The organism is Streptomyces toxytricini (assembly GCF_014649915.1).
GTDB lineage: Bacteria > Actinomycetota > Actinomycetes > Streptomycetales > Streptomycetaceae > Streptomyces > Streptomyces toxytricini.
Genome location: NZ_BMTY01000008.1, coordinates 23,947 through 41,512, shown reverse-complemented (window position 1 = coordinate 41,512; position 17,566 = coordinate 23,947). Strand labels below are relative to the sequence as shown.

11 protein-coding genes and 1 riboswitch are annotated in these 17,566 nt (G+C 75.1%); of the genes, 6 read left to right on the top strand and 5 right to left on the bottom strand.

The genetic code is table 11. The features are described 5' to 3' along the window. The first annotated feature begins 2 nt into the window (after window positions 1-2). From IE170_RS11910 to IE170_RS11900, 3 genes are all read left to right on the top strand, one after another. A complete protein-coding gene (locus tag IE170_RS11910; protein ID WP_189809305.1) occupies window positions 3-1,469 on the top strand; it encodes an NCS2 family permease in 1,467 nt (488 codons plus the stop codon). A 64-nt stretch (window positions 1,470-1,533) separates the two neighbouring features. Then, on the top strand, window positions 1,534-2,703 hold the full coding sequence (locus tag IE170_RS11905; protein WP_189809304.1) for an XdhC family protein: 1,170 nt from the start codon (window positions 1,534-1,536) through the stop codon (window positions 2,701-2,703). Between the two features lie 109 nt (window positions 2,704-2,812). Beyond that, window positions 2,813-4,084, top strand: coding sequence for a YncE family protein (locus IE170_RS11900; protein WP_189809303.1), 1,272 nt, complete (start codon window positions 2,813-2,815; stop codon window positions 4,082-4,084). Between the two features lie 8 nt (window positions 4,085-4,092). Here IE170_RS11900 and IE170_RS11895 read toward each other — a convergent pair whose 3' ends face one another. Beyond that, entirely contained in the window at window positions 4,093-6,309 is a 2,217-nt protein-coding gene (locus IE170_RS11895; RefSeq protein WP_189809302.1) for a terpene synthase family protein, read from the bottom strand. 201 nt (window positions 6,310-6,510) lie between these two features. Continuing rightward, a complete protein-coding gene (gene cobN, locus IE170_RS11890; RefSeq protein ID WP_189809301.1) occupies window positions 6,511-10,134 on the bottom strand; it encodes a cobaltochelatase subunit CobN in 3,624 nt (1,207 codons plus the stop codon). 53 nt (window positions 10,135-10,187) lie between these two features. Beyond that, window positions 10,188-10,293, bottom strand: a riboswitch (cobalamin riboswitch). A gap of 130 nt (window positions 10,294-10,423) precedes the next feature. On the opposite strand from cobN, the gene IE170_RS11885 reads away from it, so the two are divergent. The 3 genes from IE170_RS11885 to IE170_RS11875 are packed head-to-tail and all read left to right on the top strand — an operon-like array spanning window position 10,424 to window position 14,318. After that, window positions 10,424-12,124: a ferredoxin-like domain-containing protein gene (locus IE170_RS11885; protein WP_223857161.1), complete on the top strand. Its 1,701-nt coding sequence runs from the start codon at window positions 10,424-10,426 to the stop codon at window positions 12,122-12,124. Continuing rightward, a complete protein-coding gene (locus IE170_RS11880; protein ID WP_189809300.1) occupies window positions 12,121-12,768 on the top strand; it encodes a precorrin-8X methylmutase in 648 nt (215 codons plus the stop codon). The genes IE170_RS11885 and IE170_RS11880 overlap by 4 nt, the downstream gene beginning before the upstream one ends. Beyond that, the gene (locus IE170_RS11875; protein ID WP_223857160.1) at window positions 12,765-14,318 is read left to right on the top strand and encodes a precorrin-2 C(20)-methyltransferase; all 1,554 of its coding nucleotides are present in this window, start codon (window positions 12,765-12,767) and stop codon (window positions 14,316-14,318) included. The genes IE170_RS11880 and IE170_RS11875 overlap by 4 nt, the downstream gene beginning before the upstream one ends. 58 nt (window positions 14,319-14,376) lie before the next feature. On the opposite strand, the gene IE170_RS11870 is transcribed toward IE170_RS11875, so the two are convergent. Genes IE170_RS11870 through cbiE form a run of 3 tightly spaced genes read right to left on the bottom strand, consistent with a single transcriptional unit; the run spans window position 14,377 to window position 17,214 of the window. Next, window positions 14,377-15,165, bottom strand: coding sequence for a cobalt-precorrin-6A reductase (locus IE170_RS11870; RefSeq protein WP_189809299.1), 789 nt, complete (start codon window positions 15,163-15,165; stop codon window positions 14,377-14,379). Continuing rightward, window positions 15,155-15,904 carry a precorrin-4 C(11)-methyltransferase gene (cobM, locus tag IE170_RS11865; protein ID WP_189809298.1) on the bottom strand — a complete coding sequence of 250 codons (750 nt, stop codon included), beginning with the start codon at window positions 15,902-15,904 and terminating at the stop codon, window positions 15,155-15,157. Before cobM ends, IE170_RS11870 begins: the two co-directional genes overlap by 11 nt. Continuing rightward, window positions 15,901-17,214 carry a precorrin-6y C5,15-methyltransferase (decarboxylating) subunit CbiE gene (cbiE, locus tag IE170_RS11860; RefSeq protein ID WP_189809297.1) on the bottom strand — a complete coding sequence of 438 codons (1,314 nt, stop codon included), beginning with the start codon at window positions 17,212-17,214 and terminating at the stop codon, window positions 15,901-15,903. The genes cobM and cbiE overlap by 4 nt, the downstream gene beginning before the upstream one ends. Between the last annotated feature and the right edge of the window lie 352 nt (window positions 17,215-17,566).

Genomic DNA, 17,566 nt, shown 5'->3' with positions numbered 1-17,566 from the left:
CCATGACCCAATCGTCTGTGGAGCCCAAGACCACCGCGGAAGAGGCCGGCGACGGCTCTCGCAATCCCGCCGGGCGTTCTTGGCTCGACCGGTACTTCCACATCACCCACAGAGGATCCAACGTCGGCAATGAGATTCGTGGCGGCGTCACGACCTTCATGGCGATGGCGTACATCCTCCTGCTGAATCCCCTGATCCTCTCCGGCAAGGACGCCGCCGGGGACACCATGAGCCAGAAGGCGCTGATCACGGCGACCGCGTTCGCCGCGGCCGTGACCACCCTCCTCATGGGCTTCGTCGGCAAGGTGCCCCTCGCGCTCGCCGCCGGCCTCTCCGTGTCCGGCGTGCTCGCCTCGCAGGTCGCCCCGCAGATGACCTGGCCGCAGGCCATGGGCATGTGCGTCATGTACGGCGTCGTGATCTGTCTCCTGGTCGTCACCGGCCTCCGCGAGATGATCATGAATGCGATCCCGCTGGCCCTCAAGCACGCGATCACCATGGGCATCGGCCTCTTCGTCGCGCTCATCGGCTTCGTCAAGGCCGGGTTCGTGCACGAGAACCCCGCCCCCGGCGGCGGCCCCGTCACCCTCGGCCCGACGGGCGAGCTGGCCGGCTGGCCCGTGCTGCTCTTCGCCGTCACCCTCCTGCTCATCTTCATGCTGCAGGCCCGCAAGGTCCCCGGCGCGATCCTCATCGGCATCGTCGTCGGCACCGTCCTCGCGGTCGTCCTGAACGCGATCGCCGACATCGACGCGAAGGCCTGGGCCAGCGGCCCGCCGGAGCTGAACGGCTCGGCGGTCTCCCTGCCGGACTTCTCGCTCTTCGGGCAGGTCGAGTTCGGCGGCTGGGGCGAGGTCGGCGCGATGACCGTCGGCATGATCGTCTTCACACTGGTGCTGGCCGGCTTCTTCGACGCGATGGCCACCATCATCGGCGTCGGCACCGAGGCCAAGCTGGCCGACGACAAGGGCCGCATGCCGGGCCTGTCGAAGGCCCTCTTCATCGACGGCGCCGGCGGCGCCATCGGCGGCGTCGCGGGCGGCAGCGGCCAGACCGTGTTCGTCGAGTCCGCCACCGGCGTGGGCGAAGGCGCCCGCACGGGCCTGGCCTCGGTCGTCACCGGCGTCTTCTTCGCCCTGTGCATCTTCTTCACCCCGATCACGCAGATCGTCCCCGGCGAGGTCGCCTCGGCCGCGCTCGTCGTGATCGGCGCCATGATGATGCAGAACGCCCGCCACGTGGACTGGGCGGACGCCGCCACCGCGGTGCCGGTCTTCCTCACCGTCGTGATCATGCCGTTCACGTACCAGATCACGGCCGGCGTCGCCGCCGGTGTCATCTCGCACGTCGCCATCAAGGTCGCGCAGGGCAAGTCCCGCGAGATCGGCGCGTTCATGTGGGCGCTCACCGCGATCTTCGTGGTGTTCTTCGCGCTCGACCCGATCGAGGGCTGGCTCGGCGTCCACTGACGCGGGCCCGGCCCGACCCTCCACGCATCCGATACTGGAACCGAACCCCCTCCAGGAGGCCCCCATGCTGGACATCGCCGAAGAGCTGAACCGGTGGGTCGGGCAAGGGCGTGACTTCGCCGTCGCCACCGTCGTGGCGGTCACCGGCAGCGCGCCCCGGCAGCCCGGGGCGGCCCTCGCCGTCGACGAGGCCGGGACGGCCGTCGGATCGGTTTCCGGCGGATGCGTGGAGGGCGCGGTGTACGACCTGTGCACGCAGGCGCTCCAGGACGGCGAGACCGTCCTGGAGCGCTTCGGATACAGCGACGACGACGCGTTCGCCGTGGGCCTGACCTGCGGCGGGATCATCGACATCCTCGTGACCCCGGTCCGCGTCGGCACCGCGCAGCGGGAGGTCTTCGAAGCCGCCCTGGCCGCCGCCGCGCGCGGCGAGGCCGCCGCCGTCGCCCGGATCGCCGAGGGGCCGGCGGAGCTGAAGGGCAGCGCCGTGCTCGTCCGCGGCGAGTCCGGCGAGGCCGGCGCGGACGGCTTCCTCGGCGGCTTCGGCGGCCACCCCGAACTGGACCGCATGGTCGCCGAGGAGGCCCGCGCCCTGCTCGACGCCGGGAAGACCGGCGTCCTGGAGGTCGGCGCCGACGGCCGGCTGTGCGGCGAGCCGCTCAAGGTGCTCGTCGAGTCCAGCGTCCCGCCCCCGCGGATGATCGTCTTCGGGGCCATCGACTTCGCGTCCGCCCTCGTGCGGATCGGCAAGTTCCTCGGCTACCACGTGACGCTGTGCGACGCACGGCCCGTCTTCGCCACGAAGCAGCGCTTCCCCGAGGCCGACGAGATCGTCGTCGACTGGCCCCACCGCTACCTGGAGGGCACCGCGACCGACGGCCGGACCGTGCTGTGCGTCCTCACCCACGACGCCAAGTTCGACGTGCCCCTGCTGCGCCTCGCCCTGCGCCTCCCCGTCGCCTACGTCGGCGCCATGGGCTCCCGCAAGACCCACGAGGACCGCAACCGGCGGCTGCGCGAGGCCGGCGTCACCGAGCTCGAACTGGCCCGCCTGCGCTCCCCGATCGGCCTCGACCTCGGCGCCCGCTCCCCGGAGGAGACCGCCCTGTCCATCGCCGCCGAGATCGTCGCCGACCGGCGGGGCGGCTCCGGGGCCGCACTGACCGGCGCGCACATCCCGATCCACCCCGACGCCTCGACCACCGCGGCCCGGCGGATCGGCTCCGTGGCCTGACGGGCGGGCCGGGTACGGAAAAAGGGCGTGTCACGGGGCTTGCGCCCTGGTGACGTCCCGCATATTTTTACCGGCCGGTAACAGCGCCTCCATGCAGCGGAGTTGAGCGATGCCCCGGACCGCCCGCACTGCCCGTACGCCCGTCCGCACGCTCCTCGCCGGCGGCGTGCTCACCGCCGCCGCGCTCGCGACGGCCGCCGCACCCGCACCCGCCGCGCCCGCCGCCCCCGACGCGGCCGGGCTGCGCGAGGTGCTCTTCGTCGGCAACAACTGGGAGGGCACCGCCGACGTCCTCGCCTCCACCGGCGGCATGGAGCGCATCGGCCGCATCAACGTCGTCCCCGACAAGGAGGAGCGCCTGCGGGAGATCCACCTCAACCCGGTGAAGCTCGCCTTCTTCCTCGGCATCCGGCACAGCGCCGGCGAAGGCCACGACCAGCTCGTCGACGACATGTACACCACCCCCGACGGCTCCGCCGTGGTCGTCTCCCGCCCGAGCTTCGCCGACGTCGTCTCCCTCGACCTGCGCACCGGCCGCATCAACTGGCGCTTCCCCGTCTCCGGCTTCCGCTCCGACCATATGGCCGTCTCGCCCGACGGCACCCGGGTCGCGGTGTCCGCGTCCACCTCGAACACCGTCCACGTCCTCGACATCGCGACCGGCCGCCAGGCCGGCTCGTTCGCCACCGGCGACAAGCCGCACGAGAACACCTTCTCCCGCGACGGCCGGCTGATCTGGAACGCCTCCATCGGCGAGGTCAACACCGCCCTGGACGCGCCCTGGCTCGACTGGACCAAGGGCGACCGGAAGTTCACCGTCGTGGACGCGCAGACCTTCCGCACCGTCCGCACGGTCGACATGCGCGAGCGCCTCGACGCCGCGGGCCGCTCCGACCTGTCCGACTCGATCCGGCCGAACGCCTTCACCCCGGACGAGTCGAAGCTCTACTTCCAGGTGTCCTTCTTCAACGGCTTCGCCGAGTACGACGTCGCCGCCGACCGCATCACCCGCGTCAAGACCCTCCCGAAGAACCCGAAGACCCCTGACGACCGCACCGCCTGGGTCAACGACTCCCGCCACCACGGCATGGCGATGAGCCCCGACGGCACGAAGCTGTGCATCGCCGGCACCATGGACGACTACGCCACCGTCGTCGACCGGTCCACCCTCGCCGAGGGGCCGCTCGTCCCCGCCGACAAGCCGTACTGGGCGACCGTCAGCGGAGACGGCACGGCCTGCGTCGTCTCCGAGAGCGGCTCCGACCGCGTCACCGCCATCGACTTCGCCACCGGCGAGAAGCGGGTCTCCGTCCCCGTCGGCGACCACCCGCAGCGCGTCCGCCTCGGCAAGGTCCCGGCCGACTGGACCGGGACCCGTTAGACGCGGCACTACGATGGCGGGGAGATCCGCGCCGCCGCCATCCCGAACGAGGGGCCCGCCGGCAGCGCCCGCAGCCCGGCGGGCCCCGGCCGCAGCTCCTCGTCCCGGTAGCGGCGCACGCTGCGGTGCCAGTGGAGGATCGCCGCCATCCAGTCCTCCAGCTCCCGCACGTACGCGCCGAGCGCCGCCCGCTCCGCCGGGCCGAGTCCCCGGTCGTCGCACAGCACCGGCAGCTGGTGGTCCCGGACGTGCTCGAACTCGCGGGTGCGCTGCGCGAGCAGGTCGGCGACGATCGCCGCCGCCTGCGGGTAGTCGATGCCGAAGAAGTGCTGCGCGACGAGGACGTGGTTGTGCACCTCTCCCTCGAACTCGATCTCCTTGCGGTACGAGAACAGGTCGTTGACGAGGCACCCCACGTCGGCCGCGGCGCTCTCCAGGGAGCGGAGCGCCCCCTCGCGGCGCAGCTCCTGCGGAAAGGCCCCGCCCCCGTGGCCGAGCCGGGCCAGGAACATCGTCAGGTCCGAGCCGAAGGTGAAGCGGCGCATCTCCGCGTAGTCCACCGGGTCCGGCACCCGGTTCACGGCTGTGTTCGCGATCTCCCACACCCAGGAGTCCAGCATCGCGACGACGTGGCGGCGGAACTCCGCGCGCGCCCGCTCCTCCAGGCCGGCGGCGGTCCGCTCCCACAGGTCCGCCAGACCGCGCTCCAGCGCGGTGACCGGCGCCGGGCCCCGCCCCGGCTCCGGCGGCATCATCGCGGCGAGCCGGTCCGCCGCCGCCCGCGCGCCGCCGGGGTCCCGCGCCGCACCGAACACCCGCGGGTAGTAGTCGTCCCCGTACGTTCCCCAGGCGAGCCACTGCGCGCCCAGCGACAGCGCCTCCGCCGAGGCGTCCGGGTCGATGCCCGCCGCGCACAGGGCCAGGTCCATGCCGTCCAGGGCGTCCTCGGTCCAGACGTCCGAGCCGGGGTCGCCGGGCTGCGGTGCGAGCATCCCCATCCGCCCGCACCACGCGGTCAGTTCGCGGCGCGCCCGGTCCAGGTGCGGGTTGAGGGACAGCGCGAACGGCAGGTCGACGTCCGGCAGGATCCGCCGCCCCACCTTCCGGAACGGCACGTGCGAGAACCTGCGCCGGCGCAGCTCCAGCGCGCGGGGCGTCAGGACCGAGCGCCAGTCCAGCGCCGCCGTCCCGAGGCCGCCGGGCAGGAACGGCAGCGTGCGCGGGGCGGAGCGCCGCGCCTCCTCGTTCATGTACCGGCCGGAGGCCATGTGCCACTCGTGGCCGCCGGCCTGCCAGTCCTGCAATCCCTTCGCGTACGCCAGGACGGCCGCAGCCTCGTCGGGGCCGAGCCCGTGCCGGGCGGCGAGCGCGGGCACCTCCACGAGCGCCGTGTAGTCGAACTGCTCCAGCCGGGACGTCAGCAGGTCGTTCGCCAGATCGGCGGCCTCCTGGGTGGTACAGCCCAGGAACGTCTCCAACACCAGTACGGCGTTGGAGAGTTCGCCCTCCTCCTCCACCTCGCGCCGGTACGAGAAGATGTCGTTGCGGATGTGCACCGCATCCGAGAAGGCGTCCCGCAGCACCTGGAGCGGCCGCGCGTGCGCCACCCGCGCCGGGACTTCCGCCGCCACGTACTCGACGAGCCCCGCCGACCAGGGCGCCCCGCCGACCTTGCGGCGCATCTCGATGTACTCCAGCGGGTTCGCGACCCGCCCCATGCCGATGTTGTGCAGCTCCCACATCGACTCGTCCAGCAGGTTCCGGGTCGACTCGGAGAACCGTTCCCTCCAGTCCGCGGACATCGCCGGGACCGTGCGCTGCCACAGGTCCTCCAGGCCCGCCTCGACGGGGTTCGCCGGCTCGGGGAAACCGTCCGCCAGGTCCATCGGCATGAACGCGGCCAGCCCGTCGAGGTACGCCCGCGCTCCCTCGCGGTCCCCGGTGCGCTTGTAGACCTCCAGGAAGTGGTCGTCGAAGAAGAACACCCACACGTACCAGTCGGTGACCAGCTTCAGCGCCTCGGCACCGCAGTCCGGGTGGGTGTGCGCGCACAGCAGCGCGTAGTCGTGTGCGTCGAGGTCCTCCGACGTCCACACGCCGGAACCCTCCAACATCCCGAAACCGCGGGCCCAGCGCCGGATGTGCTCCCTGGCGGCCTCGAGGTGCGGGTTGAGTCTCGCCGGATACGGAACATGGAAGTCCGGCAGGCGGAACGGCTGCGTCACGTCGGAGGATGCCTTTCGGTCCGGGGCCGCGGAGGGCCGGACCGTTCCCGGACGCCGTCCCCCCGCACGGGATCGGCAGTGCCCTACCCGCGCCCCGGCCGCCCCAAGTGCCGCTTCACCGCATCAGGTGAAGCGGCACCGTCCACCGCACGCCGCCGCCCCGCGGACGCTAGGGGCGGTGCGGAGGCGTGCGGGCCGGCGTCACTCCCCGTCGGATTCCAGGTTGCCCTCGGTGTCCAGGTACACCTGTCGCAGGGCCTCCAGGACCTGCGGGTCCGGCTTCTCCCACATGCCGCGGGACTCCGCCTCCAGCAGCCGCTCGGCGATGCCGTGCAGCGCCCAGGGGTTGGCCTCCTCCAGGAACGCGCGGTTCTCCGGGTCCAGGACGTACGTCTCGGTCAGCTTGTCGTACATCCAGTCGGCGACCACGCCCGTGGTGGCGTCGTACCCGAACAGGTAGTCCACCGTCGCCGCCAGCTCGAAGGCGCCCTTGTAGCCGTGGCGGCGCATCGCCTCGATCCACCGCGGGTTGACGACCCGGGCGCGGAAGACGCGGGAGGTCTCCTCCACCAGGGTGCGGGTCTTGACCGTCTCCGGGCGGGTGGAGTCGCCGATGTACGCCTCCGGCGCCGTGCCGCGCAGCGCGCGGACCGTCGCCACCATGCCGCCGTGGTACTGGAAGTAGTCGTCCGAGTCGGCGATGTCGTGCTCGCGGGTGTCCGTGTTCTTCGCGGCCACCGTGATCCGCTTGTAGGCGGACTCCATCTCGGCGCGCGCCGGGCGGCCCTCCAGGCCGCGGCCGTACGCGTAGCCGCCCCACACCGTGTACACCTCGGCCAGGTCGGCGTCGGTGCGCCAGTCCCGCGAGTCGATCAGCTGCAGGATGCCCGCACCGTACGTTCCCGGGCGGGAGCCGAAGATGCGGGTCGTGGCGCGCCGCTCGTCGCCGTGCTCGGCCAGGTCGGCCTGTGCGTGGGCCCGTACGAAGTTCTGCTCCGCCGGCTCGTCGAGCGCGGCCACCAGTCGGACCGCGTCGTCGAGCAGGCCGATGACGTGCGGGAAGGCGTCCCGGAAGAAGCCGGAGATGCGCAGTGTGACGTCGATGCGGGGCCGGCCCAGCTCGGCGGGCGGGATCGCCTCCAGGGAGGTCACCCGGCGCGAGGCCTCGTCCCACACCGGGCGCACGCCGAGGAGGGCCAGCGCCTCCGCGACGTCGTCGCCGGCGGTGCGCATGGCGCTCGTGCCCCACAGGGACAGGCCGACCGACGCCGGCCACTCGCCGTTGTCGGCGCGGTAGCGCTCCAGCAGCGACTCGGCCAGCGCCTGCCCGGTCTCCCAGGCGAGGCGGGAGGGGACGGCCTTCGGGTCGACGGAGTAGAAGTTGCGGCCGGTCGGCAGCACGTTGACCAGGCCGCGCAGCGGCGAGCCGGACGGGCCGGCCGGGACGAACCGGCCGTCCAGCGCGGCCACCGCGTGCGCGATCTCGTCGGTGGTGCCGGCCAGGCGGGGGACGACCTCGCGGGCCGCGAAGTCCAGCACCGCCGCGACCTGCTCCGGGTGCCCGGCGGCCACCCGGGACACGGCGGCCGGGTCCCAGCCGGAGTCCTCCATCGCCTGCACCAGCCCGCGCGCCGCCTCCTCCGCCTCGTCGGCGGAGGTGCGGGTCGCCTTGGACTCGTCCAGGCCGAGGGCCTCGCGCAGGCCGGGCAGGGCGGTGGTGCCGCCCCAGATCTGGCGGGCCCGCAGGATCGCCAGGACCAGGTTGACGCGGGCCTCCCCGACGGGGGCGCCGCCGAGGACGTGCAGGCCGTCGCGGATCTGCGCGTCCTTCACCTCGCACAGCCAGCCGTCGACGTGCAGCAGGAAGTCGTCGAAGCCGTCGTCGTCCGGGCGCTCCTCCAGGCCCAGGTCGTGGTCCAGCTTCGCGGCCTGGATCAGGGTCCAGATCTGCGCGCGGATCGCCGGCAGCTTCGCCGGGTCCATCGCGGAGATCTGCGCGTACTCGTCGAGGTGCTGCTCCAGGCGCGCGATGTCGCCGTACGACTCGGCGCGCGCCATCGGCGGCACCAGGTGGTCGACGAGGGTGGCGTGCACGCGCCGCTTGGCCTGGGTGCCCTCGCCCGGGTCGTTGACGAGGAAGGGGTAGACGAGCGGCAGGTCGCCGAGCGCCGCGTCGGGGGCGCAGGCCGCGGACAGGCCCGCGTTCTTGCCCGGCAGCCACTCCAGGTTGCCGTGCTTGCCGAGGTGGATCATCGCGTCGGCGCCGAAGCCGCCGTCCTCGGCGGCGGCCTGGATCCACCGGTACGCGGCCAGGTAGTGGTGCGACGGCGGCAGGTCCGGGTCGTGGTAGATCGCGATCGGGTTCTCGCCGAAGCCGCGCGGCGGCTGGATCAGGATGAGCAGGTTCCCGCGGCGCAGGGCCGCGAGGACGATGTCGCCCTCCGGGTTCGCCGAGCGGTCGACGAACATGCTGCCGGGGGCCTCGCCCCAGTGCTCCTCGACCTTCTCGCGCAGCTCGGCCGGCAGTTCGGCGTACCAGCGCTTGTAGTCGGCGGCGGGGATGCGGACCGGGTTGCGGGCGAGCTGCTCCTCCGTCAGCCAGTCCTGGTCGTGGCCGCCGGCCTCGATCAGGGCGCGGATCAGCTCGTCGCCGTCGCCGGAGACCAGGCCCGGGATGTCCTCGGCGGGCCCGAAGTCGTAGCCGCCGTCGATGAGGGCGCGCAGCAGCTCGACGGCGCTCGCCGGGGTGTCGAGGCCGACGGCGTTGCCGATCCGGGAGTGCTTCGTCGGGTACGCCGACAGCACCAGCGCGATCCTCTTGTCGGCGCGGGCGATGTGCCGCAGCCGGGCGTGCCGGACGGCGATCCCGGCGACGCGCGCGGCCCGTTCGGGGTCGGCGACGTAGGCGGGCAGCCCGTCCGCGTCGAACTCCTTGAAGGAGAACGGCACGGTGATCAGGCGGCCGTCGAACTCGGGGACGGCGACCTGCGTCGCGGCGTCCAGCGGCGACAGGCCCTCGTCGTTCTCCTCCCAGGCGCTGCGCGACCCGGTCAGGCACAGCGCCTGCAGGACGGGCACGCCGAGGCGGGCGAGTGCGCCGGCGTCCCAGGACTCGTCGTCCCCGCCGGCGGACGCGGTCGCCGGGCGGGTGCCGCCGGCGGCGAGGACGGTCGTGACGACGGCGTCGGCGCCCTCCAGGGCGGCGAGCAGCTCCGGCTCGGGCGTGCGCAGGGAGGACACGTACAGCGGCATGGGCGAGCCGCCCGCCTCGGCGATCGCGTCGCACAGGGCGTGCACGAAGGCGGTGTTGCCGCTCATCTGGTGGGCGCGGTAGTACAGCACGGCGATCCGCGGGCCGTCCGCCGCGGTCGCGGCGCCGGGGGCGTCCGGGCGCTCCAGCGGGCCCCACGTCGGCGCGGCGGCGGGCGGCTCGAAGCCGTGGCCGGTCAGCAGCACCGTGTCGGACAGGAAGCGGGCCAGCTGCTCCAGGTTGGCCGGCCCGCCGTGCGCGAGGTAGGCGTGCGCCTCGGCCGCGATGCCGATCGGGACGGTCGAGGCCTCCATCAGCTGCGCGTCGGGGGCCTGTTCGCCGGTCAGGACGACCACCGGGCGGGTCTGCTCGCGGTCCAGGAGCACCTCCAGGCCGTCCTCCCAGGCGCGCAGGCCGCCCAGGAGGCGCACGACGACCAGGTCGGCGCCGTCGAGGAGGCCCGGCAGGTCGTCCAGGGGAAGGCGGGAGGGGTTCGCGAACCGGTAGGGCACGGGGCCCCCGGCGGCGCGGGCGCTGAGCAGATCGGTGTCGGACGTCGACAGCAGCAGGATCATGCGGCGGCAGGCCTTCCTCGGGGTTTCCGCGCCCCGGGCAGTGAGGACGGCGGGAGTTCCTGGCTCACCCGGCGCCGAGCGGCTGCTCTGCCGGGCTCACAGTGGCGGGACCGCGCCGGAATCGCACCGGGCTTCCTCCCATGTCGCCGTCCTCGGCGATGAGCGGGCCGTGTGGCACGCCGAAGGTCATCTTAGGTGCCGCCGACCCCGGCCGGGAGTCGGGGAGGGTGGCGTCGGCCACAGCTCACAGGAGCATGGGGGGAGCACATCGGTGGGTATGCTCGCCGCCATGCCCCAGCCCCCTTCCGCCGTATCGCGGGACGAACCGGTCATACGCGACCGCGGTGACGCCTGCCCGGGCGCACTGCGGCTCCACGCCGCCGACGACGGGTTCCTGGCCCGGATCCGGATCCCCGGCGGCATCCTCGGCGCCGACGCGGCCCGGCTGCTGGCCGACGCCGCGGACCGGCTCGGCGACGGGCACATCGACCTCACCTCGCGCGGCAACGCGCAACTCCGGGGCCTCGGCGCGTCCTGCGGCGGCGAACTCGCCGCCGTCCTGGACCGGGCCGGGCTGCTGCCGGCGCCCGGGCACGAGCGCGTCCGCAACGTCGTCGCCTCACCGCTGACCGGCCTGGACGGTCGGGGGCGGGCGGACGTCGCACCGTGGGTCGCCCGCCTGGACCGCGAACTGTGCGCGGAACCGGCCGCGGCCGCACTGTCGGGGCGGTTCCTGTTCGCCGTCGACGACGGGCGCGGCGACGTGCTGTCCCTCTCCGCCGACGTCAACGTCCTGGCGCAGGGCGGCGGACGGGCGCTGCTGTGGCTCGGCGCGGGCGACGGGGCCCCGGGCAGGCCGGGTACGGCGGGCGCGGGCGACGCGGGGTCGGCGGTCGACGCGACCGCAGGCGACGCGGGTCCGCCAGACGCTGCGGACGTGGTCGGCGCGGTCGCCGGCGCGGGTTCGGCGGCCGGCGCTGCCGTGGCCGGCCCGGGCGCGGCCGGCGCGGGCCCGGAGGTGGCCGCGACCGCGGGGGGCGCGGGTCCGCTCGACCTTGCGGGTGCGATCGGCGTGTGCACCGGCGCGGGTTCGGCGGCCGGCGCCGCCGTGGACTGCGCGGGCGCGGCCGGCGCGGGCCCGGCGGTTGCCGCGGGCGCGGGCGGTGCCGGCCCGGCGAGCGCGGACTCCGGGGGCCCCCGGGCCGTGCTCGTCGCCGCGGACGACGTGCCGCGCGCCGCGGTGGTCGCCGCGCTGTTCTTCCTCGACGCGGCCCGCGCCGCCGGCACCCGCGCCTGGCGGGTCGCCGAGCTGCCTCCCGAACACCAGCCGGATGTCGGTGAGTTGGCGGCACGGCTTGCGGCCGCCGGGATTCCGGCCGAGGTGGTTCCGCTCGCAGCCCCGCAGGGTTCCGGCGGGCCCGAGCCCCTGCCAGGCGTGGTGCGCGGCGGCGGCCCCGGCGGATCGGCCGCGCTGTCCGTCCTCGCGCCGCTCGGCCGCCTCGACACCGCCCAGTGGCGGCTGCTGGCCGGGCTGTCGGGCCGTATGCGGCTCACGCCCTGGCGGGGCGTCGTCGTCCCCGGGCTGGCCGCCGGATCCGCGGATGCAGTCCTCGCCGACCTCGCCCGCGCCGGACTCGCCACCACCCACGACAGTCCCTGGCGGTCCGTCACCGCCTGCACGGGACGCCCCGGTTGCGCGAAGGCGCTCGCCGACGTACGGGCCGACGCGCGCGCCGTCGCCGCCCGGGCGACCGGCCCGCTGCCCGTGCACTGGTCCGGCTGCGAGCGCCGCTGCGGCCACCCCCGCGGCACCGCCTGGGTCGACCTCGTCGCCACCGGCGGCGGGTACGCCGTCACCCTCGCCGCAGCGGGTACCGCCGACGGCCCGGCGCACCGCACCGTGAAGACTTCCGAACTGGCCGCGGTCCTCGCGGACGCACGCCGCACCGACGCACGCCGCACCACCTCCCACGACGCAGCGAAGAAATGAGCGAGTACACAGTGTTCGAGTACGAGAAGGACGGGGCGGAGATCTACCGCCAGTCCTTTGCCACGATCCGCGCCGAGGCGGACCTCTCCGGACTGCCGGCTTCCGTCGCGCAGGTCGCGGTGCGCATGATCCACGCCTGCGGGATGACCGACCTGCCCCAGGACCTCGGCTACACCCCGGACGTCGTGCTCCGTGCCCGGGCCGCCCTGCACGCGGGCGCGCCGATCCTCTGCGACGTGCAGATGGTCGCCAGCGGCGTCACCCGCAAGCGGCTCCCCGCCGACAACCAGGTCGTCTGCACCCTCTCCGACCCGGCCGTCCCCGCGCTCGCCGCCCGCATGGGCACCACCCGCAGCGCCGCCGCCCTGGAGGTGTGGCGCGACCGCGGCCTGCTGGAGGGCTCCGTCATCGCCGTCGGCAACGCCCCGACCGCGCTGTTCCGGCTGCTGGAGATGATCGAGGAGGGCGCCCCGCGTCCGGCCGCCGTCATCGGCGTGCCCGTCGGCTTCATCGGCGCCGCCGAGTCCAAGGACGCCCTCGCCGCGCACCCCTCGAACCTCGACCACCTCGTCGTCCGCGGCCGGCGCGGCGGCAGCGCCCTCGCGGCCGCCGCCCTCAACGCGATCGCGAGCGAGGAAGAATGAGCACCACCGCAGCAACCCCCGCAGCCACCGGAACCGCAGCCGCCGCTGCCGACGCCGGCGCCCCGGCCAAGGGACGCCTCTACGGGGTCGGCCTCGGCCCCGGCGACCCGTCCCTGATGACGCTGCGCGCCGTCGAGGCCATCGGCGAGGCCGACGTCGTCGCCTACCACAGCGCCCGCCACGGCCGCTCCATCGCCCGCTCCATCGCGGCCCGGCACCTGCGCGCCGACCACATCGAGGAGCCGCTGGTCTACCCGGTCACCACCGAGACCACCGACCACCCGGGCGGCTACCAGGGCGCGATGGAGGAGTTCTACGAGGCCTCCGCCGCCCGCCTGGCCGCCCACCTGGACGCCGGCCGCACCGTCGCCGTCCTCGCCGAGGGCGACCCGCTGTTCTACGGCTCGTACATGCACATGCACAAGCGGCTCGCCGACCGGTACGAGGCCGAGGTCATCCCCGGCGTGACCTCGGTCAGCGCCGCCGCCGCCCGCCTCGGCACCCCGCTCGTCGAGGGCGAGGAGGTCCTCACGATCCTCCCCGGCACCCTCCCCGAGGAGGAGCTCGCCGCGCGGCTCGCCGCGACCGACTCCGCGGTCGTCATGAAGCTGGGCCGCACCTTCCCCGCCGTGCGCCGCGCCCTGGAGACGAGCGGCCGCCTCGCCGAGGCGCGCTACGTCGAGCGGGCCACCATGGAGGGCGAGCGGACCGGGCTGCTCGCCGAGACCGACCCGGACACCGTCCCGTACTTCTCCGTCGCGGTGGTCCCGAGCCGCGTCGGCAACCCCGGCAGCATCCCGTCGGGCCCCGGCGAGGTCGCCGTCGTCGGCACCGGGCCCGCCGGCCCGCTGTGGCTGACGCCCGAGACGCGGCGGGCACTGTCCGATGCCGAGGTCCTCATCGGCTACACCACCTACCTCGACCGGGTTCCCGCCCGGCCGGGCCAGATCCGGCACGGCTCCGACAACAAGGTCGAGGCGGAGCGCGCCGAGTTCGCCCTCGACCTCGCCCGCCGCGGCAAGCGCGTCGCCGTGGTGTCCGGCGGCGACCCCGGCGTCTTCGCCATGGCCACCGCCGTCCTGGAGGCCGCCGCACAGGACGCGTACAAGGACGTGCCCGTAAGGGTCCTGCCCGGCGTCACCGCCGCCAACGCGGCCGCCGCGGCGGCCGGCGCCCCGCTCGGCCACGACTACGCCACCGTGTCGCTGTCCGACCGGCTCAAGCCCTGGGAGGTGATCGCGGAGCGGCTGCGCGCGGCCGCCGCCGCGGACCTCGTGCTCGCCCTGTACAACCCGGGCTCGCGCAGCCGGACCTGGCAGGTCGCCAAGGCCCGCGACCTGCTGCTGGAGCTGCGCTCGCCGCAGACGCCGGTGGTCGTCGCCCGCGACGTGGGCGGCCCGGAGCAGTCCGTGCGCGTGCTGACGCTGGAGGCGCTGGAGCCCTCCGAGGTCGACATGCGGACCATCCTGCTGATCGGCTCCTCGCAGACGCAGGTCACCGAGCGGCCCGACGGGACCTCCGTTGCCTGGACGCCCCGCCGCTACCCCTGACGGGCGGCGGCCGCAGCAGGGCCCGGGCCACGACGGCGCCGGGCGCTGCTGCGGCGGCTCAGGGCCGGTCCGCCGCGCCGTGCAGCCAGCGCGCGGCGGAAGCCGCCGTACCGGCCTCCGGCACCCCGGTCGGCACCGGCGGACGGCGCACCACCAGCACCGGGATCCCCGCCTCGCGGGCCGCGGCCAGCTTCGGGGCCGTGGCCGAGCCGCCGCTGTCCTTCGTGACGAGGACGTCGATGCGGTGCCGGGCGAGCAGCTCGCGCTCGTCGTCCAGGCTGAACGGACCGCGGGCCAGCAGGACTTCGAGGCGCGGCGGCGCGGGCGCCGCCGGCGGGTCCACGGAGCGCACCAGGAACCACGGGTCCGCGAGGTGCGCGAAGGCGTGCAGCCCGGTCCGGCCGGTGGTCAGGAACACCCGGCTGCCGAGCCCGGGCAGGAGGGACGCCGCCTCCGCGAGGTCAGCGGCGAACGTCCAGTCGTCCCCCGGCCCCGGCGACCAGCCGGGGCGGCGCAGTGCCAGCAGCGGGACGCCCGCCAGCCGGGCCGCGCCCGCCGCGTTGAAGCTCATCCGCTCCGCGAACGGGTGCGTCGCGTCGACGAGATGGGTGACGCCGTGCGCGGCGATCCACGCGGCGAGCCCCTCCGGCCCGCCGAACCCGCCGATCCGCACCCCGCCCGGCGGCAGCACCGGCGCGGCCACGCGGCCGGCCAGGGACGTCGTCACCCGCCACGGGCCGCCCGCCCCGGCGGGCCCGCCCTCAGCCAGGAGTTCGGCGAGGCGCCGGGCCTCGGTGGTGCCGCCCAGGACCAGGACGTGCGGCGCGGCTCCGGCCTCAGCAGACATGCCGGTCGCGCTCGGGCGAGTACAGGTGGCTGTCGCGGAACTGCTCCGCGCCCAGCGTGCGGCCCACGATGATGACGGAGGTGCGGACCAGGCCCGCCTCCTTCACCTGCCCGGCGATGTCGGCCAGCGTGCCGCGCAGGACCAGCTCGTCGGGGCGGCTGGCCATCGCCACCACCGCGGCCGGGCACTCCGCTCCGTAGTGCGGCAGCAGCTCCTCCACGACCCGGTCGACGTAGCGGGTCGCCAGGTGCAGCACCAGCAGCGCCCCGCTGCGGCCCAGCGTGGCCAGGTCCTCGCCCGGCGGCATCGGCGTGGCCTGCTGGGCGATCCGGGTCAGGATCACCGTCTGGCCGACGGTCGGGACCGTCAGCTCCCGCTTCAGCGCGGCCGCCGCCGCCGCGAACGCGGGCACGCCCGGCACCACCTCGTACGGGATCCCCGCCGCGTCGAGCCGCCGCATCTGCTCGGCGACCGCGCTGAAGACCGACGGGTCGCCGGAGTGGAGCCGCGCCACGTCCAGGCCCGCCTCGTGGGCGCTTGCGCACTCGGCGATGATCTCGTCCAGGTTCAGGCGGGAGGTGTCCACCAGGCGGGCGCCGTCCGGGCATTCGGCGAGCAGCTCGCGCGGGACGAGGCTGCCGGCGTAGAGGCAGACCGGGGCGGCGGCCAGCGTCCGGGCCCCGCGCACCGTGATCAGGTCGGCGGCACCGGGGCCCGCCCCGATGAAGTACACGGTCATGACTGCTGGTCCTTGTCGTCGGAGGAGGAAGGGGAGAGGGAGGTGGCAGGGGAGTCGTAAGGGTCGGCCGGCGCGGCCGGCTTGACGACGGACCACTGGGTCACCGGCATCGCCTGCCGCCAGCCCGTGAACCCGCCGACGGGCACGGCGTGCGCGACGGCCAGCTTGACCAGGTCGCCGCCGTGGCGGCGGTGCCGCTCGCCGAGGACCGCCTCGGACTCCAGGGTGACCGTGTTCACGACGAGCCGGCCGCCGGGCGGAAGCGCCTCCCAGACCGCGTCCAGCAGGCCCGGCGCGGTCAGCCCGCCGCCGACGAACACCGCGTCCGGGGTGGGCAGCCCGGCCAGCGCCGCGGGCGCCGAACCGGTCACCACCCGCAGCCCGGGCACGCCGAGGGCGGCCGCGTTGCGGCTGATGCGGCCGGCCCGCTCCGGGACGCGCTCCACCGCGACCGCCCGGCAGGACGGGTGCGTCCGCATCCACTCGATGCCGATGGAGCCGGAGCCGCCGCCGATGTCCCACAGCAGCTCCCCGGGCGCGGGGGCGAGCGCGCACAGCGTCGCGGCCCGCACGTGGCGCTTGGTCAGCTGGCCGTCGTGCTCGTACGCCGCATCCGGCAGGCCCGGCGTCGCGCCGAGCCGCGGGACCGCGGAGTCCGGGTCGCGGCGGCAGTCCACCGCCACCACGTTCAGCGGGTCGCCCGGCGCACGGTCCCAGCGGTCGGCCGTGCCCTCGTACGCCTCCTCGCGCTCCGAGCCCAGCTGCTCAAGCACCTTCATCCGGCTCGGGCCGAAGCCCCGCTCGCGCAGCAGCGCCGCGATCTCGCGCGGGCTGCCCGCACCGGAGCTGAGGACCAGCACCCGGCGGCCGTCGTGCAGGGCCGCGGCGAGCCGCGCCACGGGCCGGCCGACGACCGTGACGACCTCGGTGTCCTCCACCGGCCAGCCGAGGCGGGCGCAGGCGTACGACACGGACGACGGGTGGGGGTGCACCTGCAGCGCGTCGGGCCCGAGTTCCTCGGACAGTGCGCGGCCGATCCCGTAGAACATGGGATCCCCACTGGCCAGGACGGCGATACGGCGCCCCGCGTGCTCGGCGGCGAGCCGCGGCACGGCGGGCCGCAACGGGCTCGGCCAGGCCACGCGCTCCCCGGGACACTCGCCGACGGGCAGCAGATCGAGCTGCCGGGGCCCCCCGATCAACACCTCGGCGGACGCGAGGGCGTCCCGCGCGGCGGCGGCAAGCCCACCCCACCCGTCGGCACCGATGCCGACGACCGAAACGGGCACGGGGGGCGGTACGGGGCTCACGGCGCGATACCTCGGGATCGGAACGAAGACGGCGGACAGGACGGCGCATCGAGGACGCCGAACGGGTCGGACCGACGCGTGGCCGGATCGACCCGCAAGCCGGCCCGGCGGCACGCCCGGCGCCGAACCCGCAGCCTACTGTCCGGTCACCCGCCCCGGTCGCCCGGCCCCCGCCCGCCGCGGCCCCCACCTGCACCGCCGCGGCCCGCGGGTGCGACCCGGCCGGCGCGGGCCCGTCGCGCCGGGGGCGCCCTCGTGTGAGACCGTCCGCCCCCGGGGTGCGCCGGGGCGCCCCGGATGGGGCCTCAACCCGGGCCCGCCCCCGCGGCAGACTCGGCCGCATGGACGACGA

Bases quoted from the DNA above. Each gene is read 5' to 3' on its own strand.
- IE170_RS11910 (WP_189809305.1), top strand. From the start codon at position 3: ATGACCCAATCGTCTGTGGAGCCCAAGACCACCGCGGAAGAGGCCGGC.
- IE170_RS11905 (WP_189809304.1), top strand. From the start codon at position 1,534: ATGCTGGACATCGCCGAAGAGCTGAACCGGTGGGTCGGGCAAGGGCGT.
- IE170_RS11900 (WP_189809303.1), top strand. From the start codon at position 2,813: ATGCCCCGGACCGCCCGCACTGCCCGTACGCCCGTCCGCACGCTCCTC.
- cobN (WP_189809301.1), bottom strand. From the start codon at position 10,134: ATGATCCTGCTGCTGTCGACGTCCGACACCGATCTGCTCAGCGCCCGC.
- IE170_RS11885 (WP_223857161.1), top strand. From the start codon at position 10,424: ATGCCCCAGCCCCCTTCCGCCGTATCGCGGGACGAACCGGTCATACGC.
- IE170_RS11880 (WP_189809300.1), top strand. From the start codon at position 12,121: ATGAGCGAGTACACAGTGTTCGAGTACGAGAAGGACGGGGCGGAGATC.
- IE170_RS11875 (WP_223857160.1), top strand. From the start codon at position 12,765: ATGAGCACCACCGCAGCAACCCCCGCAGCCACCGGAACCGCAGCCGCC.
- IE170_RS11870 (WP_189809299.1), bottom strand. From the start codon at position 15,165: ATGTCTGCTGAGGCCGGAGCCGCGCCGCACGTCCTGGTCCTGGGCGGC.
- cobM (WP_189809298.1), bottom strand. From the start codon at position 15,904: ATGACCGTGTACTTCATCGGGGCGGGCCCCGGTGCCGCCGACCTGATC.